Source organism: Myroides sp. 1354 (assembly GCF_030324495.1).
In the GTDB taxonomy this organism is placed as follows: Bacteria; Bacteroidota; Bacteroidia; order Flavobacteriales; family Flavobacteriaceae; genus Flavobacterium.
In genome coordinates this window covers 108,153-135,103 of record NZ_JACAGN010000003.1, presented here as the reverse complement: position 1 = coordinate 135,103, position 26,951 = coordinate 108,153, and the positions used below count along the sequence as shown (strand labels likewise).

The following is a 26,951-nucleotide window of genomic DNA, read 5'->3' as shown; positions in this document are numbered from 1 at the left end:
CGGTTTGTTTTTGTGTTGGATATGTATTATTTTTTGTAAAAATCAAAAATAATAGCGGTTATTTTTATATATTGTTGCTTGTAATTCTATTATGCTCAAAACTTATGTAAACTTTGTTGTTAATTAATTAACTAAATTGATAGCGGTTCACGTGACGATGTTGTGCTAGTACTGAATGTATAACCAAATGATCAATTATGAATAACATTACTTACCTAGATGTTTTATCAATGAAGACACAAAAAAGTAGTCGGTGGCCCCATTGTCTGCTCTTATTTTTGATTTTTTTTATTAGCCCATTTGCCTTTGCGCAATTTCCAGCTCCTTATTGTGATGTGGATGGCTATAGTGTGGAAGAGATCACAAAAATCGAATTTGCAGGTGTAGAAATCGAAAATACGGATGATTCTAGCTTTTTACTCGATTATACAACAGAGATTGCTGAGGTTGTTGCAGGACAATCTTATACCATTACGGTTCAGGGAAATACGTATGGAGATGAAAATGATTTTTATGCGTTTATTGATTGGAATCACAATGGCTTTTTAGATGATGCGAATGAAATTTATTATATCGGAAGGCTTGAAGATTCGGATGGCGATGATGGACAAAGTGTTTCGTTGAGTATTGCTGTACCCACAACGGCTGTAGCTGGAGAAACTCGTATCAGAATTTCGAAAACCTGGATATATGAGGGATTTGAGGTGAATCCTGATCCATGTTGGATTAGTGGGTATGATGATTTTTGGGAAGAATATGATGACTCCTTTGGTCAGGCGATTGATTTTACTTTAAATGTTGACTCGGATAATGAAGCCCCTCAACCAGGCGAAAGTTGTGAAATTGAAGTGAAGCTTGTTTTTCCTGAATTTGGTGATGTAACCACATGGAAATTGTTAGATGGAGGTGGACGTGCTGTGCTTAGTGGAGGTCCTTATTCCTCTTGGACGTACGAAAACTTTACGATTACTCAGTCTTATACTGGTTCAAATCCTCCTTATTCTCTTCAAATTACGGTGAATGATTTAATCTATGAAAGTTGTGATAATGAAGTAAATTATCTCGTGACTGTTGGTGGAGCGGTAGATATTTCGGGTACCGTTTCTGCTTGTGAAGAGCTTGTTTCAGAAACGTTTCTCATTGGGCCATGCCCTACTTGTGGACCTCCAACGCGATTGACTAAAACAAATATTACCAATACAGGATTTAAGTTGAATTGGACGAGTAGTGGAGATCAATTTGAAATTGAATATGGACCTGTTGGCTTTGTACAAGGTAGTGCAGCGGGTACTATCATCCAAAATATAACATCAACATCTTATACCTTTACAAATTTAACTAATTCGCAGGCTTACGAGTTTTATGTACGTCGAATTTGTGCTGATATAGAAGAAGAGAGTGATTGGACAGGACCTTTGGTTTTTGATGAAATGTTGACTACACCTTCTCCTTGGCATGAAGATTTTAGCGGTGGACAAGTTTATCCTTTGGGATGGACTCCTTTAACTGGTGCAACTTGGAGTTTTACTCCTGTAACAACCGATCATGGGAATAGCATTCATACAACTTTATATGATGAATGGTTTTTTGGAGGGGTGTTAACAGGTGGTTTCTCAACGATTACTGTGGGACCGATTTTATATGGAGATACGTTTTCATTGGATTATTTATTAACTGATGGCGATGGTGCTCCTGCTTACGAAGATCTAGGTCATTTTACTGTTGAGTTTTCGACTGATTTTGGACAGTCATATTCTACAATAGAAACTATCAATGGGGATGGAACAAGTGGTTGGCAATCGTTTACGTATGATTTGGAGGATTATGTTGGTCAATACCTAAAAATTAGAATTAAGGCTAATGTTGAAGATATATTTGTAGACTTCAATGTGGCTTTTGATAATTTTGATATTTCAGGAGGTGTTCCTTGTGATGAAGTTACTTCAGCAGAAGTTGAAGTGACGGAAGAAGAAACGGTATTGCATATCGAATCGGAAGGAACAACATTTGAAATTGAATATGGACTTGCAGGCTTCGCAAGAGGAGCAGGAATAACTAAAACGAATGTTACCTCTCCTTACACATTTAGTAATTTAACAGCTGATACACAGTATGAGGTATATGTACGTGCATTGCCATGTGGAGCATGGTTTGGACCTGTGGCTTTTGAAACTTTGCCTTTAAGAACTCAAACAATCACAGTAGAGGATCTAACAAAAGTATATGGAGATATACCTTTTGTACATGGAGCATCAGATAGTGATTTGGAATTGAGTTATGCGGTTGCAGATGAGACAGTTGCTAAGTTTGAAAATGGGAAGCTAACGATTAAAGGCGTGGGAACAACTACGGTGACAGCTAGTCAAGCAGGTAATAATGTATATTTACCCGCAGAAGAGGTAACCTTTACTTTAACCGTAACAAAGGCAATGCTTACGATTACAGCAGATCCTAATCAAAGCAAAAGATACGGAAGTGAAGATCCTATTTATACTTACACAGCAACAGGATTTAAATATGCTGATACTGTAGCTCTTTTAACGGGTAATCTTGCAAGAGAACTAGGGGAAGAAATGGGAACCTATGCGCTTACTCAAGGTAATTTGAATGGAGGAAGAAACTACAATATTACATTTATCAGTGCTGAATTTCAGATTATCCAAGCGGAGTTAGTGGTGAGAGCCCATCAGCAAACGAAAGAATACGGTGAGGTAGACCCAATACTAACATACGAAGTGACGGGATTGTTAAACAATGATACAGAGGCTGAAGTACTAAGAGGAACACTGATGCGTATAGCTGGAGAAAATGTGGGTGCCTATGCAATTAGCCAAGGTAATTTAGATGTATTGGGGGCAAATTATGAATTAGTTTTCCATGGAAGTGAACTGAATATTACTCCTGCAGCATTGAGGGTTATACCTGATGCAAATCAACAAAAAGTCTATGGGCAACTAGATCCTGTTTTTACTTTTACAGTAACGGGATTGAAATTTAATGATACGGCTGCAACAGCTTTATCCGGAAGATTAGGTAGACAAATTGGTGAAAATGTAGGTTTATATACTTATGATTTAGGTACGTTACAAGCTTTATCTGGCAATTATACATTGACGGTAGAAACACTAGAAAAGCTTAAAATAACACCTGCTCCTTTAGAAATAATAGTGAGAGAAAATCAATTTAAAAACTATGGAGATGCAGATCCTATGTTTATGTTTAATGCTATAGGTTTACAAAGAGGAGACCAACCCATTCAAGTTACTGCTGGTCGTTTGGCGCGTGTAGCAGGAGAGGAAATTGGACTTTATGCAATTAATCAAGGAACTTTGACGGTAAGAGCAAACTATGAGTTAGTTTCTTTTACAAGTGCTGATTTTGAAATCAAACAAAGTCCAATTAGCGGATTGTCCTTACCAGATCGAATTTACATTTATGATGGTCAAGTAAAAGCTCTACAAGTAGAGGGAAATATTAGACCAGAAGCTGTAATCACCTATACCAATAACAATAAAACCGAAGTTGGAATATATGCAGTAAAAGCAACTGTGGATTATGGACCTGCATTTGAAGTGATTACATTGAATGGGACATTGAGAATTGAAAAAGCAAATCAAGAAATTGATTTTGAAACTGTAACAACGGTAGTGATTGAAGATACACCAACCTTGCAATTAACTGCATCTGCTAGCTCGGGATTACCTGTTTCGTATCGCATTAATGATGCAATAGATCAGACAATCGCAACAGTTAGCGAAGGTGGATTGGTTCAGTTTTTACGACCAGGATTTGTTTCGATTACAGCGTATCAAGCAGGAAATGAAAATTATAGTCCAGCTGTGCCTGTGACGAGAACTATTGAAGTAACCAGTAGAGCTGTCGGAATTGATAACTTAATAATCGATGGAATTTCTTATGGAAAACCAGAAAAAGAAGTATATGTGGTAATTGGTTGTGATCATGCACAAGATCAGGTTGTCATTGAAGTTCAAGTAGCGGATGGGGTAGTTGTTTCACCTTCTAATTATATTACAGTGTCAACCAAAGAATATGGTTTATACGAACAGGTGATTACCGTTACTTCGCCTCGTGGTACAGAACAGGAAACATATAAGATATACATCGAAAAACGCATAGCAACTGATCGTATCGTATATCAGAAGTACAACAATGTCTTATTGGTAAATAACAACAAACAAACCAATGGAGGATATGTATTTAAAGGGTATGAATGGTTTAAGAATGGTGTGTCAATCGGTGATCAACAAGCGTATTCTGCAGGAAATAACGTTGGAGATGTATTAGAAGTAGGAGCGGAATATCACGTTGTATTGACCTTGCATAATGGTAAAAAAGTGGTGAGTTGTCCAATTTATATTGAAAATAAGGCAACTGCTGATTGGGGAGTATATCCAAATCCAGTGCAGAAGAATCAAGTTTTACATCTTCGTTTAAATGACAATAAACAACAAGCAGTAAGTTATGTCATTTACAATGTAATAGGACAAACAATTCAACAAGGATCATTTGTGGAAGGTACCACAGATAAACAGATTGAAATACTTTCAACAGTGGCTGCAGGTTCTTATATCCTAGTTCTTAAAGGAAATGATACACAGCAAAGTGTACAATTCATTGTGAAAGAATAAAAAATAGATTGTCCTATGTGAAGGACTTATTTACGTTTTCTTATTGAAAAAGCCCTAAGTTTTACTTAGGGCTTTTTTTATATTTGGTAAAATAAATCAATTACGTGCGTCTAATTCTTCTTGTGGAATTGGTAATTGAAAACGCTTGTCTAAAGGCGCAATAGATAATCTTGTACGGTGATTCCCCACTCGATTAATTCCTCTCAGTAGTCGTTTTGCATCAAACCATTCTACGCCGCATTCACCGTATAATTCTTTTCGTCGTTCAAGTAAAATAGCTTCTAGTAAATCAGTGCCATTGGTTGTGGTTGCCTGAGCCGCTGTATCTCTATTTTGACGAATGGCATCGAGTAATGTTCGCGCATGGGTTTCATCTCCTAAGTGATAAGCAGCTTCTGCTTCGATTAAAATCAATTCAGGGTATCGAATAATGGGAATATCCGATTCAAAGGTAAAGGTGAATTTAGAAGTCACATATTCTTGCCAATCTCCTGTTGGTTTTTCGTAAAAATTGCTAAATAAGTTGCGGACATCGGTAGGGCTGAATTGCTGAACAAAGGCATCATTGATGAAAGTTCCATGGTAAGCTACAGCCACGTGATCCATCATGGCATGTGGATGAGAGCGATAATAAACGGTTTGATCTGCACTTTGAGGCAAAGCCCATAACCATTCGGTAGCCAAGATAGAGGCAAAGCCTTTGTTGTATTCCTCTGCTCTTAATACAGTTGCAGGTTGTCCTCCATAAGCTGCTACCGCATGTTGTTGAGCCAATTCCCATTTACCCATATATTGATATACTTGGGCTAAAAATGCTTGGGCTACTGCTTTATTGATATAGGATTTGTTTTCTCTATTTTCATTTAAACGAGACACTGCTTCTTCTAAATCTTCCGTAATTCTATTGAAAAACTCATCTTTCGTGGCAAATGGAGCAGGAGTAGAAGACGGTTTGGTGTAAATAGGAGGAAAGGCATGGTGCTGTGGAGATAAATAGGCATCTCCAAATTCAATAGCCAATTGAAAATAATAGTATCCTCTAAGGGCTAAAGCCTGTCCAATCAATACATCTTTATCTGCAGGACTAATTTTGGTACTTGCTTCTACCCCTTGAATTAGGTTGTTAACCTGATCAATGATTTTATATGGCAATCGCCAAGAAAATACCGAACGTGTACCTGTGCTAACATAGACTTGATGATCGTAATCATCACCAAACCAAATCTGTTTTTGAATCAAATCGGATCCTTTTACGCTTCGCGCAAATAAGATGCTATGAAGACCTGAAGCTTCATCGTTAATCATAGACATTCTTTGTAATCTTAAGATGCCTGATAAAAAGGAAGTCGCTCCTTCGTTGCTTCCGAAAACAATTTCGGGAGCAATGCTGTCTTTGGGTTGAGGTTCATCTAAAAAATCAGACGAACAACTGAAGAGGGTGCTGACAATTACAGCTAGTAGAGCACCTTTTATAAGAAATTGTATCATATGTATACGTTTAAAAATTAATATTTAATCCCACAGAAATAGTAGCCGACAAGGGAACACGATAATTAGTCACACCATTAATGGCTTGTTCGGGGTCGATTCCTTTATGGGATTGGAAGGTCAATAAATTCTCTCCTTGGATATATACTCTGGCTTGTTTGAGCTTGATTTTACTCAATCGTTCTACAGGAAGTGAATACCCTAAAGTCAACGCTTTCAATCGGAGATAATCATTTTTGTATAAAAATCGCGTGGAGGTTGCGGCGAAATTATTTGAAGCATTCAGGATAAGGGGGGTGTCTGTTATATCCCCTGGCTTTTGCCAGCGATTTTCTAAATCAGGTGAACTTTGATATCCTTTGGAAATTCCACCCATTAAACTCGCATAATCATTGTCGTAGAGATACCCTCCTAAACTGAAATTAAAAAAGGCGCTGAAGTCGAAATTTTTATAGGATAAGCTTGTGTTGAATCCCCCTACGATCTTCGGTAAGGCGCTGTGTTTGTAATAACGCGTTGCTTCATCATAATCTTTGGTTGTTTTTTTGCCTATGACTTGTCCTTTTGTATCTACTACATCTTTATACCACATCCCGTAACCGTCATTCGGATCTACTCCTGCCCATTCTCTAAGGTAAAAATCATAAAGGGAATGCCCTTCTTCCCAACGATTTAATCCACTGATGAAACTATCTTGAGTCAAGGATTTGATTTTGTTTCGATCAATAGAAAAATGGAATGAGGTATCCCATTTCCAATCTTGTGTGCGAAGAAGATGAGTGGTTAAACTGACTTCTAAGCCGTAGTTCTCGATGGTTCCCGCGTTAGATAGTAGTTCTAGATTACCCGTTGATGGTGCTTGCGGAATGGCAAACAACAAGTCAATGGAACGCTTTTTGTAGTAATCTACCGACCCTTCTAAGCGATTATTAAACAAACTAAAGTCAAGTCCAACGTTAAACGATGCCGTTTTCTCCCAAGTCAGATAAGGATCTGTTAAGTCGCCTAAAATAACTCCAGGACGATCTAATTGATTGTAGCCCGTTTCAAATAATCTTAGATAAGGAAAATACTTGTCTTTTAGATTGTTGTTTCCCAACTCTCCATAAGAAACTCTTAGTTTTAATAAATCAATATAAGAATTTGTCGATAAGAAATCTTCAGAAGAAACAATCCACGACCCTCCAATCGAATAAAAGTTTCCAGCGCGTACCGATTGATCAAAACGCGTACTAGAATCTCGTCTAAATGAACCTTCTATAAAATATTTGTTGTTGTAATCGTAACTTACTCTTCCTAAATAACTCGTCAAACGATCTTCTACTTCATATCCTTCAATGCTTTCTAGAGCGGTACCACTACCAATTTCTGAGTTGCCTGGTAGATAGCCGGTAGAGGAGGCATGGAATAAGTCTTGTTTAAAGCGGTAAGCTTCTACAATTCCATCCACCGCTAGATGGTGGTCTCCGAATACTTTGTCATAGTGTAATGCATTGATGAAATTAATCGTTTCTGAAGTGTCTTTGGATTTTTGTACACGTCCTTGCACACTTGAGGCTTGTCCATATTGAGCATTGTTGTATTCTTTGACGTTGAAATCGTATTTTTCATAGGACAAGTTGGATTTGAAATATAGACCTTCAGTTAGATCTACTTTTGCGAAACCATTCCAACTCAAAGACGAACGTCGGTTTATTGTACTATTGTTATAAAGTATTCCCACGGCATTTTCTCCACTCATAATAGGACGTACACTGTTGATGTCTTTGCTGGATGCATTTCCATAATCGTAAATGCGATCTCCTGCAGCATCGTATACCAATTGGCCTTTTGCATCTCTTTTATAAACAGGAAACACACTAGGCATTGCGTAAATCCAATTCATCGGACTGTATAAGTTGGTGCCACTTTGCGTCGGGTAATTTTGATTGGAGCTAGCATAGGCTGTATTGGCTCCCACTTGTAACCAAGGAGCAACCTTACTTTCTATATTTAAACGAACCGTAGTACGCTCAAAATTGGACGTTTTAATCATCCCGTCTTGGTTGAGGTAGTTGGCAGATAAGAAATACGTAGTGCGATCACTTCCTCCAGCAATGTTGAAGTTGTATTCATTTCGGAATGCTTGATTGCGTTGTAGTTCTTTTTTCCAATCCGTTTCCCATAATAAAGGATCTTTGACCGTCCAATTGCCGTTGTAATCTACGGGTTGGTTGGTTCCAAAAGGATTATAACCAAAGTAACTCACCAATCCATCTGACGCATTTTTGCGTGCTGTCGTTTCGTCTTGTCCTAAAACGTAATGGTAATTGTTTTTTCGACCTTCCCATAAATAAGAAGTATATCCTTGAGTGTCCAAAACCTTATGTGTTTGTACCGCATCAAAGGCAACGCCAGAACTCAATTTAACTTGAACTTCTGGTTCGCTATTGCGCTTGCCCATTTTTGTTTTAATCAAAATAACACCATTAGCTCCCCTAGAACCATATAGAGCAGTAGAGGAGGCGTCTTTGAGTATATTGATCGTTTCAATCTGATCTGCACTGATTGAGTTGAGGTTTCCTGAATAAGGAGCCCCATCTAAGATAATGAGCGGATCGGCTGAAGCGTTAATCGAACCGATTCCTCTTACGCGAATTGTCGGACTTTCCCCTGGTTGTGAACTCGAGTTGATGATATTAACTCCAGCTACAGTTCCTTGAAGCGCTGTTACTACTGAAGTAGCCACTTGTTTGTCTAATACATCACTTTTAATCTGACTAATGGCTCCTACAACTGCTTTTTGTTTTTGTGTACCATAAGCAACAATGACAATGTCATCTAAATCAACCGCATCTTCAAGTAGGGTAACATCAAGAACCGTTTGTTTATTTACTTGAATGATTTGGGATTGAAATCCAATATAATCAAAGTGAAGTTTATCTCCTTCCTGGAACATTAAGCTATATTTCCCATTTAAGTCAGTTTGTACTCCTTGTGTTGTGTTGGCTATCGTAACGGATACACCTGGAAGTACATCTCCATTGTGTTCACGAACTACACCTGTAATAGTTAATTGTTGGGCTAAGGCTATATTGCATAGCAATAGCAGGCTACTTAGTAGTAGCCGAAGTTGAATACGTTTCATTTTTACTAAAAATTTGATTATTTTTAGCAGCATACAGAATTGACTATCGTTTTTTGCTGCTTAAAAAACGATATAAAAAAAGGAGGCTCTACCAAAGCCTCCTTTTCTGTTTTGAAGAACAAAAAAATAATAAAGCTTTGTTTTCGTTAAGGCATACACATGCTTGTCATATTCATCGAAAAATAAGACAGTAGAAGTTGCATGTTAATTAGCTTTGAAAAAGGGTTTATTATTTTCTCCATGTTATTTAATTTAGATCAGGAACAACAGTGCAAAGGTATGTTAAGGATTTTTTATCTGCAATAAAGAATTAAATAAGGATAAAATAACTTTATTTTTATGTTTTTAAAGAATAAAAGCTCTTTGTGGATAAATGTGATTTGTCGAAAGAGAAAAATTTACTGTTTAGGTAGAAGGAATGGGGGTGTTTTTGAACGAATCTATGAAGGAAAATGGATAGGAGGGTTATCGGTTAGCAGTTATCAGATGAATTTTCTGATCTAAGGGTATATTTTCTTTAATCGATAATCTGACGAAAAAGCAAATCCAAAAGAATCCAGTAGGGGCAAATGGCAATTTGCCCTATATATAGAAAAATATTTTCACTGTCCTCAACTTTTGTTCCTGATCCAAAATAAGCCATTTAGGGGCAAAAAAAAAAGTCCCAAGCGTTAACTTAGGACTTTTTTGTACTCGAGGCGGGACTTGAACCCGCACGAACATTACTGTTCACTGGATTTTAAGTCCAGCGTGTCTACCACTTCCACCACTCGAGCTTGATAAAAAACTCTCGAGCGAAAAACGGGGTTCGAACCCGCGACCTCAACCTTGGCAAGGTTGCGCTCTACCAACTGAGCTATTTTCGCAAGCGTTTATGATCGTGTGCATTATTTCTGTAATGCGAGTGCAAATGTAAAACAATTTTTCACTTGTACAAATGCGTAATCCTATTATTTTTTGATGTTTTTTTTAATCGTTTGGTAGTCAGGAGGTAAAAAAGTGAAATTTTTTATAAAAAAATCGACCTACCCGTTGAGGTAAGTCGATTGTGCTCTATTTTTAAGTGTATTTTTACTTATTGAATCATTTTTTTCAATTCGTGTAGCTTCATTAAAGCTTCTACAGGAGTTAGGGTATTGATATCAATAACCGATAATTCATCTTTTAGACTTGCCAAAAGTGGGTCGTCAATATTAAAAATACTCAATTGTAAATCTTGTTCCGCAGGTTTTAAACTCGTTTCATCGTCATTTCGATGTGTTTTTTCCAATTGTTTCAACATCTTTTGCGCGCGATTAATGACAATCTGTGGCATGCCCGCCATTTTGGCTACATGAATACCAAAACTATGTGCACTTCCACCAGGAACTAATTTGCGAATGAATAATACATTATCCTTTAATTCTTTTACCGAAACATTGTAGTTTTTTACTCCTTCAAAGTGTTCTTGCATATCATTTAATTCGTGATAATGCGTCGCAAACAAGGTTTTGGGTTTGGAGGGATGTTGATGTAAAAACTCTGCAATGGCCCATGCGATAGAAATTCCATCATAGGTACTTGTTCCACGGCCAATTTCATCCAAAAGCACCAAGCTTCGATTAGAAATGTTATTCAAAATGGAAGCCGTTTCATTCATCTCGACCATAAAAGTTGATTCACCCATAGAAATATTATCTGATGCTCCAACGCGCGTAAATATTTTATCCACTACGCCCATGCGCACAGCAGCGGCAGGAACAAAACATCCCATTTGAGCTAATAGCACAATCAAAGCTGTTTGACGTAGGATCGCAGATTTACCTGACATATTCGGTCCCGTAATCATGATAATTTGTTGGGTCGAATTGTTTAAAAATACGTCGTTGGTAATATAAGGTTTATCAAAAGGCAATTGTTTTTCAATGACTGGATGACGTCCTTCTTTGATTTCTAAATCATAACTATCATCAAGGGTAGGACGTACATAATTATTTTCTAACGCCAATTGAGCAAAAGAAGACAAACAGTCTAATTGAGCCACCAAATGAGCGTTGAGTTGAACGGGTTGAATGTACTGTCCACACCAATGAACAAATTCTTCGTAAATGCGACCTTCTAACTGACTTATTTTTTCTTCAGCGCCTAAGATTTTATTTTCGTATGCTTTTAATTCTTCTGTAATATAGCGTTCAGCATTCACCAAGGTTTGCTTGCGGATCCAGTCAGCTGGAACTTTGTCTTTATGGGTATTACGCACTTCAATATAGTAGCCAAATACGTTGTTAAACGCAATCTTTAAAGAGGGAATTCCCGTGTTTTGACTCTCTCGTTGCTCCATTTCATCTAGGTAACCTTTACCTGTAGAGGAGATGTTGCGCAATTCATCGAGCTCTTCGTTAATTCCAAAAGCAATGGCATTTCCCTTGCTGATGGCTACAGGAGCATCAGGGTGTATCGTTTGAGCAATGCGCGCTCTCAATAACCCACAATCGTGTAGCTGATCTCCAATACTCTTTAAAGCATCATTCTTGCTTTTTAACGCTTGTTCCTTGAGTGGAATAATAGCATCTAAGGATTCTTTCAAATACAAAAGTTCCCTTGGTGATACTTTTCCTGTGGCTATTTTAGAGGTTAAACGCTCTAAATCGGATATCTTTTTTATTTGTTCTTGAAAATGGGTAAGAACATCTTGTTGTTGTGTGAGTAGTTCGACAATTTCATGACGCTCTACAATATTTTTCTTCTTTTTTAAAGGAAGAGCTAACCAGCGTTTGAGCAATCTTCCCCCCATTGGAGAAAGCGTTTTGTCAATCACATCTAAGAGGGTAATCGCATTAAAATTGCTGCTTTGGTATAGTTCTAAATTGCGAATGGTAAAGCGATCCATCCATACATAAGCATCTTCAGCAATGCGTTGAATATTTGAAATATGTTGAATTCTAGTGTGTTGAGTTTCTGATAAGTAGTGCAAAACCGCTCCACAAGCGATAACTCCATCCGTCAAATCCTCAATACCAAATCCCTTTAGAGAATTGGTTTGAAAGTGTTTGGTCAGCGATTCAAATGCAAAATCTTCTTTGAAAACCCAATCGTCCAAAAAGAAGAGGTTATAGGTTGATCCGAATTGTTGTTGAAAGGTAACTTTGTTGTTTTTTTGGACTAAAATCTCACTAGGATTAAAGTTTTGCAATAATTTATCGATGTATTCTTCATCCCCTTCAGCAGTGAAAAATTCTCCCGTTGACACATCTAAAAAAGCAATACCTAATGCTTTTTTAGTAAAGTGAACCGCGCATAAAAAGTTGTTGGATTTAGATTGTAAAACTTCATCGTTCAATGCTACACCAGGAGTTACTAATTCCGTAACACCCCTCTTTACAATTGTTTTCGTCATCTTGGGGTCTTCTAGCTGATCGCAAATTGCTACGCGAAGTCCAGCTTTGACTAATTTTGGTAAATAGACATTAATGGAATGATGAGGAAAACCAGCGAGTTCAGTTTCGCTAGAAGATCCGGCGCCGCGTTTGGTTAAGGTAATACCTAAAATTTGAGCGGTTCGAACGGCATCTTCTCCAAAAGTCTCATAAAAATCCCCCACGCGAAATAATAAACAAGCGTCGGGATACTTCGCTTTTATTTCATTGTACTGTTTCATTAAGGGAGTTTCTTTTGTCGCTTTCTCTTTCGCAGCCATATTTTGTGTTTTTAGGTATTTAGACGAAGTTACAAATATACAGTAAGATTCACGAGATAGCTAAAAGCAACAGTTTTTTTACGATAATGGAAGATCGTAGTAACGCTTCAATTGACGGATGGGAATTGACGTTAAAATAACAACCATTAAACCGATTAAGCATCCTATAGTTACAGCTAAGAAGCGCATTAAGGGAGTCATCTCTGTTAATCCTGTAATGGGTTGAACCAAAATAATCACCAAAGCGACTAATGCAACACGTGCCATATTGAGGATTTTAAAGAAGTAACAGATTAAAATGGTTAACACAATTCCAAAGAGGATGACATATAAATTGGGTGTGTGAATTTCCAAGCAAATTAACCCAACAACAGATCCAACCAAATTGGATTTAAATCGCTCAATGGATAGCTTTTTTGAATTTTGCCCTTCTGGAGAAATAACGAGAATAATAGAAATAATCGTCCATAATGTTTCGTGATCCTTAAAGTGAATAAAGAGGTAATAGCCAATGCAGAAACCAATAAGACAACGTACAGTGTAAATGAGGACGGCAGAGGTGATTACTTTTTTAATTAATTCGTGGAACATATTCAATTTTTAACCTACAAAAGTATTGAACTTCAATAGGCTTAACAATTAAACGATATGAAAGATTAGTTAAAAAAGAAAAAGTATTGACAGGGTATCTGATCAAAAAGGGAGTATTTTGTTTTTTATTTTCGTGTGTGAAATAGTGGACTAGTATCGGTATAATCAATACTTTTGCAGAAATATAGTCGAGTATTATGCGAAAATTAGCCAATAGCGAATTAGATAGAAAAAGTGTTGACGAGTTTAAAACATCAGAAAAAACGCCAATTATTGTGATCTTAGATGATGTAAGAAGTTTACACAACATTGGGTCTGTTTTCAGAACTTGCGATGCATTTTTAGTAGAAAAAGTATACTTGTGTGGGATTACAGCTACTCCACCCAATAAAGAAATACACAAAACTGCTTTAGGAGCAACGGAAACTGTAGCTTGGGAATACGTCAAAGATGTTGTTGAGGTTGTAGCCCGATTAAAAGAAGAAGGCATTTCTGTGCAAGCCATCGAACAGGTAGAAAATAGCGTGATGTTGAACGACTTTCAAATTGAAGCAGATAAAAAATATGCCTTAGTATTCGGAAATGAAGTGAAAGGTGTTTCACAAGGTGTTGTCGATTTGAGTGATGGGGTAATTGAAATACCACAGATAGGAACGAAACACTCGCTGAATATAGCAGTAAGTGCAGGAATTGTCGTTTGGGATTTATTTCAGCAAATGCAATAAAAAGGAAAAGCTCCAATACACAAAAGGTTATTGGAGCTTTTTTTATGTGGTTAGTTTGGCTTCGATTTGATCTAAGATAAAAATGTAATCGGATTGATTGGCTACAAAATCCAAATCTGAAATATCGATGCGCAATACTTTTTCGGCTGGAAGTGTTTTCATGAAATTAAAATACCCCTGAGTCACTTGATCCAAATATTGTCCTGAAATATCACTCTCATAGGAGCGTCCTCTTTTCTGAATATTTTCTAGCAAACGATCTGTATTCTGATAAAGAAAAACATATAAATCAGGTTTAGGTGTTTCTTTATACATAATGTCAAAGACTTGTTGGTATAAGCGAAATTCATCTTCTTCTAAAGTGATTTGAGCAAAAATCAACGATTTAAAAATATAATAATCGGCGATAATAAATTCTTTGAATAAATCAAATTGCGCTAAATCATCCGAAAGCTGAGAATAGCGATCGGCTAAGAACGACATCTCCAATGGAAAAGCATAGCGATTAGCGTCTTGATAGAATTTTGGTAAAAAAGGATTATCTGCAAAGCCTTCAAAAATACTCTTCGCGTTAAAATCTTCTGCAATGCGATGGGTTAGGGTTGTTTTTCCGGCTCCAATATTTCCTTCAATCGCCACAAAATTTAATTTTCGCAGTGGGTGGGATTGTAATTTGGTTGATAATACGTCTACTTTTTGAAACGTAGTTTGGTCCGTACAATCGTGCAACAATTGGTTGCAGTTTTTTTTGAATATAGGGTGAACCCAATCCAGTTGTAAATCTGCCAGAGGCTGTAATACGAAAAGACGATCCTGCATTAAAGGATGAGGAACTACCAAATTTGGCTCATTGATGATTTCATCATTGAAAGCAATAATATCAATATCGATAATTCTCGCCGCATAACCCATTTGTTCTTTGCGGATGCGACCTAGTTTTTTTTCCGTCTCTAAGATTTTTACAATTGCCGTTTGAGCATCTAAAAGCGTATGAATCACTAAAGCACAGTTGAAAAATGGCTCACTTTCAAAACCCCATGCTGGAAATTCGTAGATAGGTGAAACTGTAATAACAGTACCTACTTCGTTGTGGATTAGATTTATAGCTTGATTAAGGTTTGCTTTTTTGTCTCCTTGATTCGTTCCAAGGGATAAAACTAGCGTGTTCTGCGTATTCATGAGACAAAAGTAAGTAAAAGAAATTTTAAATAATGCTAACTTTGTAGGAGATATTGGAGGAAATTAAAATACTTAGTTTGTAACATTTGACCAATATTTACTACTAATGAATTAAAACGTAATAGTATGAAGTTTTTAAGAAATTTATTAGCAACAATCGTGGGATTATTTATCTTTTTCGGTTTGTTGTTTTTTATTTTTATCGTCATTGCAGCAGCAGCAGGAAGCTCTGAAAAAGTGATTGTAAAAGATAATTCGGTACTTACTTTGGATTTATCTACCGTTCAATATGATTATGGCGGAAAATTTAGCTATAAAGATTTCAATTTTAGCGATGAAAATAAAGATGGAGTATCGAATGTATTGATGGCAATTGAACAAGCAAAAGAAGATGACCGCATTAAGGGAATATCAATTTTGAATAATGTTTCTTCTTTGGGGTTTGTACAACGCAGAGAAATCAGAGAGAAATTACAAGATTTTAAACAAAGTGGGAAATTCGTTTTATCCTATGCTGATGCATTTACTCAAGGTGAGTATTACTTGGGCTCAGTAGCAGATACTGTCTATGTGAATCCCGTTGGAGCGGTAGATTTTCGCGGATTGTCAACAGAGATTTTGTATTTAAAAGGTCTGCAGGATCAAACAGGTGTTCACATGGAAGTGATTCGACATGGAAAATACAAAAGTGCGGTTGAACCTTATCTAGAAAAACAAATGAGCGAGGCGAATAGAGAACAGATTACTGTATTCTTGAATTCTATTTGGAGCACTTTAGTTAACGATATCTCAAAAAGTAGAAATATAACAGTAGATAGTCTGAATGCGATTGCTACAAACTTGGCTGCAAGAACACCTGAAAGAGCATTACAAGTAAAATTGGTAGATAAAGTAGCGTATGTGGATGAATATCATGCGGCTATTAAAAAAGCATTAGATCTTGATCAAGAGAAAGAATACAATAAAATAGATGTATTAGAATATATCAAAGCAGGTGCACCAAGTACAAAAAAATCGACTACGGATCAAATTGCCGTGATTTATGCACAAGGACAAATCCTAAATGGAGAAGGGAATGTGAGTTTTATTGGTGAAGGATCCATCAATCGAGCATTGAAAAAAGCACGTGAAAACGACAAAGTAAAAGCCATTGTATTGCGTGTAAATAGCCCAGGGGGAAGTGCCCTAACTTCTGAGTTGATTTGGAGAGAAATCGAATTGACGAAAAAAGTTAAACCTGTAATTGTATCTATGGGAGATTTAGCTGCTTCTGGAGGATACTATATCTCTTGTGGTGCAGATCGTATTTTTGCAGATCCAGCAACAATCACAGGATCGATAGGAGTATTTGGTATGTTGCCAAACTTTAGCACTTTAGCCACAAAATATGGCGTTAATGCAGAACAAGTAAAAACGCATCAAAATGCAGCTTCTTATAGTCCATTCCGCAAAGTAGACGAATCATTTAAATCGGAAGTAACAGAAAGCATTGAATTTATCTATGAAACCTTTGTCAACCGAGTAGCGGCAGGTCGTGGAATGACTTTTGAAAAGGTAGACGAGATTGCACAAGGACGTGTTTGGACAGGAGTAGATGCTTTAGAAAAAGGATTAGTAGATGAATTAGGTGGGCTAGGTGATGCTATTGCGTATGCAGCGAATAAAGTGGAAATAGAAAATTACAACGTAGTGAGCTACCCTGAATATGAATTAAAATTCAACGATTTATTGCGCAATTTCTTAGGAGCATCTATTATGCAAACCCAAGATGAGTTGCTGAAAGAAAAAATCGGACAAGAGAATTTTGAAATGATGGAGCGATTAAATTACTTTTCTTCCCTAAAAGGAGCTCAGGCGATTATGCCATTTGAAATTAAGATTCAATAGGTTAAGATTTACCTAATAGAAGTAAAGAGTCAACTCAAATACCTTGAGTTGACTCTTTTTTTTGTTATTTTGTATGAAAATTAAATGATTATGAAGAAGAAAATTGCATTATGGGTCGGTGGAATTATAGTGGGATTATTCCTGCTTTTACTTGCTGCACCTTTTTTATTTAAAGGAAAAATTCAAGATTTAGTGCTCAAAACAATCAATGATAATTTAACGGCTACCGTTTCATTTGATAAAGTTAATCTGAGTTTACTCAAGAATTTTCCCAAAGCGACTGTAACGATAGATGGATTGACTATTGTCAATAACGAACCCTTTGCGGGAGATACCTTATTGCATGCAAAGACTATAGGATTGCAGATGTCTGTAATGGAATTGTTTAATGGAGCAGACAAGCCCATGAATATTCAAGAAATCCTATTGAAAGATGCCGCAATTAACGTTTTAGTAAACGAACAGGGGATTGCCAACTATGACATCGCGTTGAAAGACGAGGAAGATAAAGAGGAGGAAGAAGATAAAGAAGACAAGCCTTTTTCGCTGGCTTTGCAACATTATCAAATTGAAAACACCAAGATTACTTATACGGATCTAAGTTCTAAAATGCAATTTGTCATGGATGAGTTTAATCACGAAGGAAAAGGAAATCTAACGGCTAATGTGTTAGACTTAGATACGAAATCCAAGGCGAAGGTTTCTTTTGTTCTGGATGGAACTTCTTTTTTGAATCAAGTACAGTTGTCTTTGGATGCGATGATTGGTATGGATATGGATCAACAGATTTATACCTTCAAGGAAAACAAAGCGTTGATTAATCAATTGCCTTTGCAGTTTGATGGTCAAATCCAATTGTTAGAAAATGGACAAGCTTTTGATTTGTCTTTTGCTACACCAGATTCAGATTTTAAAAACTTTTTAGGACTAATCCCAGAAGCTTATGCTGGAGGATTAAAAGGAGTTACGACAACGGGAGATTTTAGAGTAGGAGGAAAAGTAAAAGGGAATTTAACAGAAACGACAATTCCAACACTAGCTATTGAAATGGCCGCCAATAAAGCTTCTTTTAAGTATCCTGATTTACCTAAAGCTGTTGAACAAATTGCTTTGGATATGAAAGTTGTTAATACAACAGGATGGATGAAAGACACTTATGTCGATTTGAATAAGTTGTCTTTTAAGGTTGATCAAGATGTATTTAATGCGAGTGCCAATATTAAAAATTTAAGTGAAAATCCACTGGTGGATGCGAAGTTGAATGGAGTGATTAATTTAGCTAATGTAACTAAAGCTTATCCCGTAAAAATGGATACTCCTTTAACGGGAATCTTAAAAGCAAATGTCAGTACGAACTTTGATATGAACTCCGTAGAAAAAAGTCAGTATCAAAACATCAGGAATGCAGGAGATATTAGTTTGACTAATTTCCATTTTGCTTCAGATGCAATGGCAAAGCCGTTGGATATCAAAGAAGCTGCCATTTCGTTTAATCCCAATCATGTAAGCTTAAATAAATTTGCTTTAGTAACAGGACAAACTGATGTAGCTGCAGATGGGCGATTGGATAATTTATATGGTTTCTTGTTTAATAAACAAACATTGAAAGGAAATTTTAATGTACGTTCAACTAATTTCATTTTAGCGGATTTATTGAAAGAAGATACCGCTACTGCCACAACAGATAAACCGAAAGAAGATAAAGCTAAATCCACTGCATCAACAGAAGCTTTGAAAATACCAGCTTTCTTAGATTGTACCATTAATGCAGATGCCAAAACAGTGGTCTATGATAATCTGACGTTGAAGAATGTAAAAGGGCGTTTAATCGTCAAAGAGGAAACGGCGCGTTTAGAGAATATGACAACAGATATCTTTGGTGGAAAACTGGCTTTTGCAGGGGATGTCTCTACGAAAGGAACACAACCTAAATTTAATATGGATTTAGGCTTGAAAACGTTAGATATTAAAGAAACGTTTACTCAATTTGAGTTCTTGAAAAAAATTGCTCCAATTGCGGGGATCATTGCTGGAAATATCAATGCTACTATTCAATTAGATGGACAGTTAGAAGGCAGTGATTTTTCACCTATTATGAATACGTTATCGGGGGATTTAACGGGGGATATCTTAAATTCACAAGTGAATGTTGCCAACTCAAAACTGCTTTCTTCTTTAGATTCAGCAGTGAAATTTATTGATTTGAGTAAATTGGATTTGAACAATAAACGCATTCACCTGAAATTTAAAGACGGTAAAGTACAAGTATCGCCTTTTGATTTGAAAGTGAAAGATATGAATGTTCAAATTTCAGGAGAACACGGTTTTGACCAACAAATGAATTATGCCTTAGACTTTAAAGTACCTGCAAAAATGTTGGGGTCTGACGTAGCGAATTTACTGAGTAAATTGAGTCCCCAGGAAAGTGCTAAATACGAGGCTATTCCGGTAAAAGTGGATTTAACGGGTAACTTCAGCGCGCCTAAAGTAGGAACGAATATGAATGAAGTCGTAACGAATTTGACCAAACAAATTGCGGAAGATCAAGCGAATAAATACATTGATAAAGGAAAAGATGCATTGAAGGATTTACTCAGCGGAGGTAATAAAAATAAAGACAACGCAGAGGGAACACAGCATGGAGAAGGAGAAAAGAAAAAGAATGAAACCGAAGAAGCGGTTGAAAAGATAGGCAAAGGATTGAAAGATCTTTTTGGTAAAAAGAAAAGTGAGTAAGGAAAAGGAGTGAAGCAGTAAAATGATTCACTCCTTTTTTTATGAAGTATACTTTTGATTTTTAATCTTTTAAAAGCTTATTTTGTCACAAAAAAGAATTATTTTTGTGACAAAATAAGCTTTTAAAAATGGTGAAATCAGTTCAAAATCAAATCGAAAACAAAATCGTACAATCCTATAAAGGACAGGTTTTTTTTGCGGATGATTTTACCGCTTATGGCACAGCTGATAATATCCGACAAGTGCTTTTCCGACTTGAAAAGAAGCAAAGTATAGAACGAATTGCACAAGGTATATACGTCAAACCTATAGAAGATCATTTGTTGGGAAAGCTATATCCTAGTATAGAAGATATTGCTCAAAAAATAGCTAAACGAGATAAAATTAAAATTGCACCTACGGGAGTTATGGCGCAATATTTGTTAGGATTAACTACTCAAATCCCTTTGAAAGCGGTTTATTTAACAGATGGGTCACCTAGAAAAATAGCCATAGGCACCAGAACTATTTATTTTAAACGCACAGTACCTAAAACATTTTTGATTAAGAATAAGTTATTATTTCTCCTTGTACAAGCATTGAGAGCAAAGGAAAAAAAAGAAATTACCCCTTCTTTTCTCAATCTGTTGTTGCCTGCTGTAAAGCAAGTAGATCAAAATGCACGAAAGACTCAGTTGAAACACGCCCCAAGATGGATTCAAGAAATAATTAATCAACTTTACTCGTCAACGGTGTATGTGGAATGACCTGGAAAAAGAACAAAAAAAAATAGTCATAGAACAAACGAGCCTTTCTTTAGGAATACCTCTTTTTGCGGTTGAAAAAGATTGGTGGGTATGTATTGTGTTAAGAGCTATTTTTCAATCGAAATATGCAGATTTTGTTTTTTTTAAAGGAGGGACTTCATTGAGTAAAGTCTATCATTTAATTGATCGTTTTTCAGAGGATGTTGATTTAATATTAGATAGAAAGGTATTAGGTTTTGATTTAGTTTCTTCAAAAACCAAAATAAAACAAGTTAGAAAAGCTTCAGGAAACTTTATTATTAACGAGTTTAGAAAAGAGTTAATCATGCAATTGGAAGCGTTGGGAATCTCTTCTAATCGCTATAGAATTGAATATAATCTGCATGTAGATGATACAAGTGATCCGAATACATTAGCGATTTTTTATTCATCTATACTTCCAGATACCACATATTATATTCAAAAACGAGTACTGTTGGAAATAGGGGCAAGGTCATTAATAGAACCTGTTGAGGTGAAAAAAATAATCTCCTTTTTGGACGAGCATTATCGTTCTGCTTTTTTTTCGATGACTTCATTTAAGGTTCGGACTGTTCTTCCTACTCGAACTTTTCTAGAGAAAGTGTTGTTATTGCATGAAGAATTCTCAAAACCTATTGAAAACATTCGAACAGAGAGACTCTCAAGGCATCTCTATGATGTAGAGCTTTTGATGAGATCTCCCTATGGTCTACTCGCTATTGCAGATGATATGTTATTGGATCAATTAGTAGAACATCGCCAATTAATGACGCCAATTAGAGGATTAAATTACAGTAATCATAAAAAGGGTAAACTTAGTATTTTACCACCAGAAGAAGTAACGAAGCGTTGGAAGGCTGATTATGCTACGATGCAAGAGTATATGATTATTGGAGAAAGTTTACCTTGGGTTGAATTGTTGAGAAGAATAAAGGATATTGAAAATAAATTGAATAGGAAATGAAAGATAAAAAATGCCCCAAAAAGAGTCTAACTTTTTAGGGCATTTCTATTTGCTTCCTTTTTTTATTCAATGTCAAGTTGAACGACATAACCTTCATAGGTTCTAATGTTGAAAACCGTTCCGTCTTCAAACAAGAGGTATTGACCTTTGATTCCTTTTAAAACACCTTGGTAGGAAGGGGTTTTATCTAAGTTTAAACTTTTTATTTTAGTAGGAAATTCCAATACAGGGTAGTTTAATTGATATAAATCTGCTGTGGTAGAAGAAAAGAAGGGCTGTACTTCTTCAGGAAGTTTATCCTCCAATGAATTTCTAATCGCTAATAAATCAGTGTCAATGATATCATTTTGTAACATTTTACGCCAATTGGTTTTATCCGTAAATAGGTCTTTTAATGCTACTTCTGTAATTCCCGCTAAATAGCGATTGGGTACTTCAACAATGGGAATTGCACTAGAAGCTCCTTGGTCAATCCAACGCGTAGGAATTTGTGTTTTTCGCGTAACACCTACTTTAACATCACTGGCTGAAGCCAAATAGACGATGTGGGGTTGTAATTGAACCTTGCTTTCATAGTCCAAATCTCGATCGGCAATCCCCAAATGAGCAGTGCTCAATTCTGGACGCATAATCCAATCCCCAACGGCTGGACTCGCATAAAAACAGTCGTAACAAAATCCTTGACGGAAGATCTTTTTGTGTGCTCCACAATTCAAACATTGGTAATCAATAAAGGAAATTTTTAGTTGGCGATCTAAGACTTGATTCAAATTGATGAAGTTATTTTGAAAAACCAAATAGTATTCAATTGGACTACTCCATTCCGTTTGCATTTTGTTTAAAACTCCTTCGTATAGCATAAATAAAATTGTTATTTTTGGGTAAGGAGTAAAAGTACAAAAACAAATTTTATTGTTTAGATTCTCTTTTGACAAGAAAAAGGAGTTTACTTTATTAATAATGTATATATGGCGCTGACAATTGTTAATTCTATTGCTTCATGGATTCTGAAGAAGAGAATTCATCAAATAGATTTATTTAGAAAATACCCAAATGAGGTTCAAAATGATGTTTTTCTAAGTCTTATCAAGACAAATGAAAAAACTTTACTGGGCAAGCAATATGATTATGCTAGTATTAAAAGTTATGAGACGTTTGCAGAACGTGTGCCTATTTATACATATGAGGAATTTGAACCTTTTATAGAACGAACGAGAAGAGGAGAAAATAATATCTTTTGGTCAGAACCCATTCGTTGGTTTGCTAAATCAAGCGGTACTACCAATGCAAAGAGTAAATTCATTCCCGTTAGTAACGAAGCATTAGAAAATTGTCATTACAAAGCAGCTAAAGATTTGCTTTGCTTGTATCTTAACAACAATGAAAATTCACAGCTTTTTACTGGAAAAGGATTGCGTTTAGGTGGAAGTAAGCAATTATATGAAGACAACAATACGATTTTTGGTGATTTATCAGCCATCTTAATTGATAATATGCCTTTTTGGGCAGAGTTTAGCAGTACACCTTCCAATAAAACTTCTTTAATGGCAGAATGGGAAACCAAAATGAATGCGATTATCAAGGAAGTACAAAATGAAAATGTTACTAGTTTTATGGGCGTGCCTTCGTGGATGTTGGTTCTCTTCAATAAGATTATGCAAGAAACAGGAAAGGGAAGTTTATTGGAACTATGGCCTAATGCGGAAGTTTATTTTCACGGTGGAGTGAGTTTTGAACCGTACAGAGATCAATACCAAAAATTGTTGCCAAGTAGTGATTTTAAATACTACGAAATTTACAATGCTTCAGAAGGATTTTTTGCTATTCAAGATCAGAATGGATGCAATGAACTGTTGTTGATGCTTGATTATGGTATTTTTTATGAGTTTATTCCGATGGATACTTTTGGAACGAGTGCACAACGCATAATTTCTTTACGCGATGTCGAATTAGGTAAAAATTATGCTATGTTGATTACTACGAATGCGGGATTGGTTCGTTATCTGATTGGAGATACGGTTCGATTTACTAGTTTATTGCCGTATCGAATTAAGATTACAGGAAGAACCAAACATCATATTAATGTTTTCGGTGAAGAATTGATGGTTGAAAATACAGATCGCGCTCTAGCGAAAGCTTGTTCTTTATTTCAAGTAGAAATCGCTGAATATACCGTAGCTCCTATTTTTATGGTTGGAAAAGAAAAAGGCGCACATGAATGGATGATTGAATTTACCAAAGCACCTGAAGATTTGAACAAATTTGCCGAGGTATTGGATCAATGTATACAAGAAGTGAATTCAGATTATGAGGCGAAGCGATACAATAATATGACCTTAAATCCATTGGTCTTGCATCAAGCGCGTAAAGGATTATTTTATGATTGGTTGAAAGGAAGTGATAAATTAGGAGGGCAACACAAAGTACCTCGTTTATCAAATGAAAGAAAATTAATGGAAGAACTGATTGCTCTGAATTGAGAATCGAAACGGATATAAAAAAGAAAAGCCCTCACCTTGTGAGAGCTTTTTTTTTATTGCTAGCTAAAATTATTTAGCAACTTCTTCTGTAGCTGGAGCTTCTGTAGCAGGAGCTTCTTCTGTAGCAGGAGCCTCTTCAGTTACAACTTCTTCAGTTACAACTTCCTCAACTGGAGCTGCTACTTCTTCTGTAGTTGTTACTTCTTCTTGAGCTGGTTCTTTTGCAGTGTCTTTACAAGAAACAAAAGATACTCCCATCATAGCTACTAAAGCAATGCTTAATGCGATTTTTTTCATTTTACTAAAGTTATAAAAGTTAATTATTAATTCGATACAAATATAGAAAATATTTCATTCAATAATTTGTTTTTGTAAATTATTTTTATATAAAAAAAATAATTTTTAATTAACTGATTATCAGTGTTTTATTTTTGGTCTTTTTTCGGATTTACCAATTTCATCTCATTTATTAGGTGTTTTGCATCTGCAAATTTGTCAATAATAAATAAAATATAGCGTGCATCAACCATAATGTTTCTACAGATAGCAGGATCATAATAGATATCACTCATGGTTCCTTCCCAAACGCGGTCAAAGTTTAATCCAATTAAATTTCCATGTGCGTCAATAGCTGGACTTCCAGAGTTTCCTCCAGTTGTATGGTTTGTTGCAATAAAGTTTACAGGCAATTTACCATCTTCTGCATATGCACCATAATCCTTCGCATTATATAGTTCAATTAATTTAGCTGGTACATCAAACTCATAATCTTCTGGTATGTATTTTTCCATGATTCCCTCCAAATGAGTAACAGGCTCATAATAGATTGCGTCTTTTGGTGCATAACCATCTACTTTACCATAGGTAACGCGTAAGGTACTATTCGCATCAGGGAAAATTCTTGCATCAGGATAAAGCTCTAATTGCGCTTTCATGTAGGTGCGCTGTAAAGCTTTAATCTCTAAGTCTAGCGCTTCGTATTTCGGCAAAATGTTCGCTTGATAATTTTCGATTAAGCTTTTTGCGAATGCATATCCTTTGTCTGCTAATAAGGCTTCCTTAACTTGTTTTGCATCCCCGCTTAATAATTCTTTTAAACCTTCATATGAGGTTAGTTTACTTTGTGCGTAGATTTCTTTTGTCAATGCTGCAACATCTGCTTGCTTTAAAGCTGGTGCTAAAAATTCTTTAGGTGCATTGTTTTTGTATAAAGATACAATCGCTTGGAATACATCCTGATCTACCTTTTTATTGTAGTTTTTGTAAAAGCGCTCTTGTGATTGCAATAAGTTCGCTTTTCTACTTTGGAATTGAGCTTCGTTGTTTACAGCATTTTCTACTGCAGTAAGTCTCCAAGCAGCAGCTAGTAATTCTCCATTTCTCAAGGCGACCTCCATAAAGTAATCTCTACTTAATGAATAAGGAGCAATCTCTTGGTATAATTTCTCGAATTTAGGTAAGATAGCTGTATATTCTTTTGCATTTTTGCTTTTCTTCGCACGGACAATAAAATCTTGTTCGTATGCTTTTTTAACCGCTACAGCATTGCTCTTTTTTAATCCTTGACTTTCTCCAATCCACTTTTTCCAGTAGTTTGCAGTACCCGCGTATTTAGAAGCATATTGAATTTTAATCGCTTGATCATTACGCATATATTCATCTGTGATTTTCAAGGCAACATCTCGTACTCCGATTTTTGCTGGATTCAAATCATTGATAATTTGTTCAATGGCATAAGAAGGTAAGTATTCTTGTGTTTGACCTGGGTAACCAAATACCATAGTGAAGTCATCTTGTGCTACTCCATCTAGTGAAATAGGGAAGAAGTGCTTCGGTGTATAAGGTACGTTGTCTTTGGAATAAGCAGCAGGGCGATTGTTCTTATCTGCATAAATGCGGAACAAAGCGAAATCTCCTGTATGACGTGGCCATACCCAGTTATCCGTATCCGATCCAAATTTACCAATAGACGAAGGCGGTGCTCCAACTAAACGGACATCTTTAAAGGTTTCTGTAACAAATAAAATGTACTGATTTCCTTCGTAAAAAGATTTAATCTTGTTCTCTTGCCAATCCTTTTTTGGGAAGGTAGCAACAGTACGTGAAATATTAGCATTGATTTTCTCTTGTTTTTGGATTTCAGTATCCTTTGCTTTTACTCCGTGCATAACTGCACTTGTAACGTCTTCAATACGCACAATAAAAGTAACTTCTAAATTGTCGTTTGCCAATTCTTCCGCTTGTGATTTCGCCCAGAAACCGTTTGCTAAATAATCGTGCTCTACAGAAGAATGCGATTGAATTTGACCATATCCACAGTGGTGATTAGTCAATAGTAATCCTTGAGGAGAAATAACCTCTGATGTACATCCACCATTAAAGTGTGGAACAGCATCTTTCATGCTTGAATTATTTACATCATAAATATCCTGAATGGACATTTTCATTCCTAAGGTCGTCATTTCCTTTTCATTCATTCCCTCTAGCAAAGAAGGAATCCACATACCTCCTTGTTGTGCATAAACAGGAACAATAAGAAGTGCAACGAGCAGTTTAAATGCGTTTTTAAGTCTTAAGTTCATAAAAGTGTTCGTTTTTTTTTATTTCAGGCAAGATACAACTATTCAGGTAATAGGAACTACGGTTTCCCTTCCCATCCTTTATTTTAAGTGTATTTTGAGA

15 protein-coding genes and 2 tRNA genes are annotated in these 26,951 nt (G+C 36.1%); 7 read left to right on the top strand and 10 right to left on the bottom strand.

Features of this window, described 5'->3' with window-relative positions:
* The first annotated feature begins 230 nt into the window (after positions 1-230).
* Positions 231-4,649 (top strand): MBG domain-containing protein, encoded by a 4,419-nt coding sequence (locus HX004_RS05075; RefSeq protein ID WP_286441253.1) that lies wholly within the window; start codon positions 231-233, stop codon positions 4,647-4,649.
* A 96-nt stretch (positions 4,650-4,745) separates the two neighbouring features.
* On the opposite strand, the gene HX004_RS05070 is transcribed toward HX004_RS05075, so the two are convergent.
* The 6 genes from HX004_RS05070 to HX004_RS05045 all read right to left on the bottom strand — a co-directional run bounded on the left by HX004_RS05070 (position 4,746) and on the right by HX004_RS05045 (position 13,531).
* Positions 4,746-6,137, bottom strand: a complete 1,392-nt coding sequence (locus tag HX004_RS05070; protein ID WP_286441252.1) for a RagB/SusD family nutrient uptake outer membrane protein — start codon at positions 6,135-6,137, stop codon at positions 4,746-4,748.
* Positions 6,138-6,147: 10 nt separating this feature from the next.
* A complete protein-coding gene (locus tag HX004_RS05065; protein ID WP_286441251.1) occupies positions 6,148-9,264 on the bottom strand; it encodes a SusC/RagA family TonB-linked outer membrane protein in 3,117 nt (1,038 codons plus the stop codon).
* 690 nt (positions 9,265-9,954) lie between these two features.
* A tRNA-Leu gene (locus HX004_RS05060) sits at positions 9,955-10,040 on the bottom strand.
* Positions 10,041-10,057: 17 nt separating this feature from the next.
* Positions 10,058-10,130 (bottom strand) — tRNA-Gly (locus HX004_RS05055).
* 209 nt (positions 10,131-10,339) lie between these two features.
* Positions 10,340-12,940, bottom strand: a complete 2,601-nt coding sequence (gene mutS, locus HX004_RS05050) for a DNA mismatch repair protein MutS (protein ID WP_286441250.1) — start codon at positions 12,938-12,940, stop codon at positions 10,340-10,342.
* A 78-nt stretch (positions 12,941-13,018) separates the two neighbouring features.
* Positions 13,019-13,531, bottom strand: a complete 513-nt coding sequence (locus HX004_RS05045; RefSeq protein ID WP_286441249.1) for an FUSC family protein — start codon at positions 13,529-13,531, stop codon at positions 13,019-13,021.
* Between the two features lie 197 nt (positions 13,532-13,728).
* Between HX004_RS05045 and HX004_RS05040 the strand changes: the two genes are divergently transcribed.
* On the top strand, positions 13,729-14,256 hold the full coding sequence (locus tag HX004_RS05040) for an RNA methyltransferase (RefSeq protein WP_286441248.1): 528 nt from the start codon (positions 13,729-13,731) through the stop codon (positions 14,254-14,256).
* A 42-nt stretch (positions 14,257-14,298) separates the two neighbouring features.
* On the opposite strand, the gene folK is transcribed toward HX004_RS05040, so the two are convergent.
* The gene (gene folK / locus HX004_RS05035; RefSeq protein ID WP_286441246.1) at positions 14,299-15,435 is read right to left on the bottom strand and encodes a 2-amino-4-hydroxy-6-hydroxymethyldihydropteridine diphosphokinase; all 1,137 of its coding nucleotides are present in this window, start codon (positions 15,433-15,435) and stop codon (positions 14,299-14,301) included.
* A gap of 126 nt (positions 15,436-15,561) precedes the next feature.
* On the opposite strand from folK, the gene sppA reads away from it, so the two are divergent.
* The 4 genes from sppA to HX004_RS05015 all read left to right on the top strand — a co-directional run bounded on the left by sppA (position 15,562) and on the right by HX004_RS05015 (position 21,789).
* Positions 15,562-17,322 carry a signal peptide peptidase SppA gene (gene sppA, locus HX004_RS05030; protein WP_286441245.1) on the top strand — a complete coding sequence of 587 codons (1,761 nt, stop codon included), beginning with the start codon at positions 15,562-15,564 and terminating at the stop codon, positions 17,320-17,322.
* A gap of 90 nt (positions 17,323-17,412) precedes the next feature.
* Positions 17,413-20,058 (top strand): AsmA family protein, encoded by a 2,646-nt coding sequence (locus HX004_RS05025; RefSeq protein ID WP_286441244.1) that lies wholly within the window; start codon positions 17,413-17,415, stop codon positions 20,056-20,058.
* Positions 20,059-20,186: 128 nt separating this feature from the next.
* Positions 20,187-20,804: a DUF6088 family protein gene (locus HX004_RS05020; protein WP_286441243.1), complete on the top strand. Its 618-nt coding sequence runs from the start codon at positions 20,187-20,189 to the stop codon at positions 20,802-20,804.
* Entirely contained in the window at positions 20,794-21,789 is a 996-nt protein-coding gene (locus tag HX004_RS05015) for a nucleotidyl transferase AbiEii/AbiGii toxin family protein (RefSeq protein WP_286441242.1), read from the top strand. The genes HX004_RS05020 and HX004_RS05015 overlap by 11 nt, the downstream gene beginning before the upstream one ends.
* 62 nt (positions 21,790-21,851) lie before the next feature.
* On the opposite strand, the gene HX004_RS05010 is transcribed toward HX004_RS05015, so the two are convergent.
* A complete protein-coding gene (locus HX004_RS05010; RefSeq protein WP_286441241.1) occupies positions 21,852-22,649 on the bottom strand; it encodes a DUF2797 domain-containing protein in 798 nt (265 codons plus the stop codon).
* 108 nt (positions 22,650-22,757) lie between these two features.
* On the opposite strand from HX004_RS05010, the gene HX004_RS05005 reads away from it, so the two are divergent.
* The gene (locus HX004_RS05005) at positions 22,758-24,269 is read left to right on the top strand and encodes a GH3 auxin-responsive promoter family protein (protein ID WP_286441240.1); all 1,512 of its coding nucleotides are present in this window, start codon (positions 22,758-22,760) and stop codon (positions 24,267-24,269) included.
* A 69-nt stretch (positions 24,270-24,338) separates the two neighbouring features.
* Here HX004_RS05005 and HX004_RS05000 read toward each other — a convergent pair whose 3' ends face one another.
* On the bottom strand, positions 24,339-24,566 hold the full coding sequence (locus HX004_RS05000; RefSeq protein ID WP_286441239.1) for a hypothetical protein: 228 nt from the start codon (positions 24,564-24,566) through the stop codon (positions 24,339-24,341).
* A gap of 128 nt (positions 24,567-24,694) precedes the next feature.
* Positions 24,695-26,851, bottom strand: coding sequence for a S46 family peptidase (locus HX004_RS04995; RefSeq protein WP_286441238.1), 2,157 nt, complete (start codon positions 26,849-26,851; stop codon positions 24,695-24,697).
* Positions 26,852-26,951: the final 100 nt, after the last annotated feature.

Bases quoted from the DNA above. Each gene is read 5' to 3' on its own strand.
- HX004_RS05075 (WP_286441253.1), top strand. From the start codon at position 231: ATGAAGACACAAAAAAGTAGTCGGTGGCCCCATTGTCTGCTCTTATTT.
- HX004_RS05070 (WP_286441252.1), bottom strand. From the start codon at position 6,137: ATGATACAATTTCTTATAAAAGGTGCTCTACTAGCTGTAATTGTCAGC.
- HX004_RS05065 (WP_286441251.1), bottom strand. From the start codon at position 9,264: ATGAAACGTATTCAACTTCGGCTACTACTAAGTAGCCTGCTATTGCTA.
- mutS (WP_286441250.1), bottom strand. From the start codon at position 12,940: ATGGCTGCGAAAGAGAAAGCGACAAAAGAAACTCCCTTAATGAAACAG.
- HX004_RS05045 (WP_286441249.1), bottom strand. From the start codon at position 13,531: ATGTTCCACGAATTAATTAAAAAAGTAATCACCTCTGCCGTCCTCATT.
- HX004_RS05040 (WP_286441248.1), top strand. From the start codon at position 13,729: ATGCGAAAATTAGCCAATAGCGAATTAGATAGAAAAAGTGTTGACGAG.
- folK (WP_286441246.1), bottom strand. From the start codon at position 15,435: ATGAATACGCAGAACACGCTAGTTTTATCCCTTGGAACGAATCAAGGA.
- sppA (WP_286441245.1), top strand. From the start codon at position 15,562: ATGAAGTTTTTAAGAAATTTATTAGCAACAATCGTGGGATTATTTATC.
- HX004_RS05025 (WP_286441244.1), top strand. From the start codon at position 17,413: ATGAAGAAGAAAATTGCATTATGGGTCGGTGGAATTATAGTGGGATTA.
- HX004_RS05020 (WP_286441243.1), top strand. From the start codon at position 20,187: ATGGTGAAATCAGTTCAAAATCAAATCGAAAACAAAATCGTACAATCC.
- HX004_RS05015 (WP_286441242.1), top strand. From the start codon at position 20,794: ATGTGGAATGACCTGGAAAAAGAACAAAAAAAAATAGTCATAGAACAA.
- HX004_RS05010 (WP_286441241.1), bottom strand. From the start codon at position 22,649: ATGCTATACGAAGGAGTTTTAAACAAAATGCAAACGGAATGGAGTAGT.
- HX004_RS05005 (WP_286441240.1), top strand. From the start codon at position 22,758: ATGGCGCTGACAATTGTTAATTCTATTGCTTCATGGATTCTGAAGAAG.
- HX004_RS05000 (WP_286441239.1), bottom strand. From the start codon at position 24,566: ATGAAAAAAATCGCATTAAGCATTGCTTTAGTAGCTATGATGGGAGTA.
- HX004_RS04995 (WP_286441238.1), bottom strand. From the start codon at position 26,851: ATGAACTTAAGACTTAAAAACGCATTTAAACTGCTCGTTGCACTTCTT.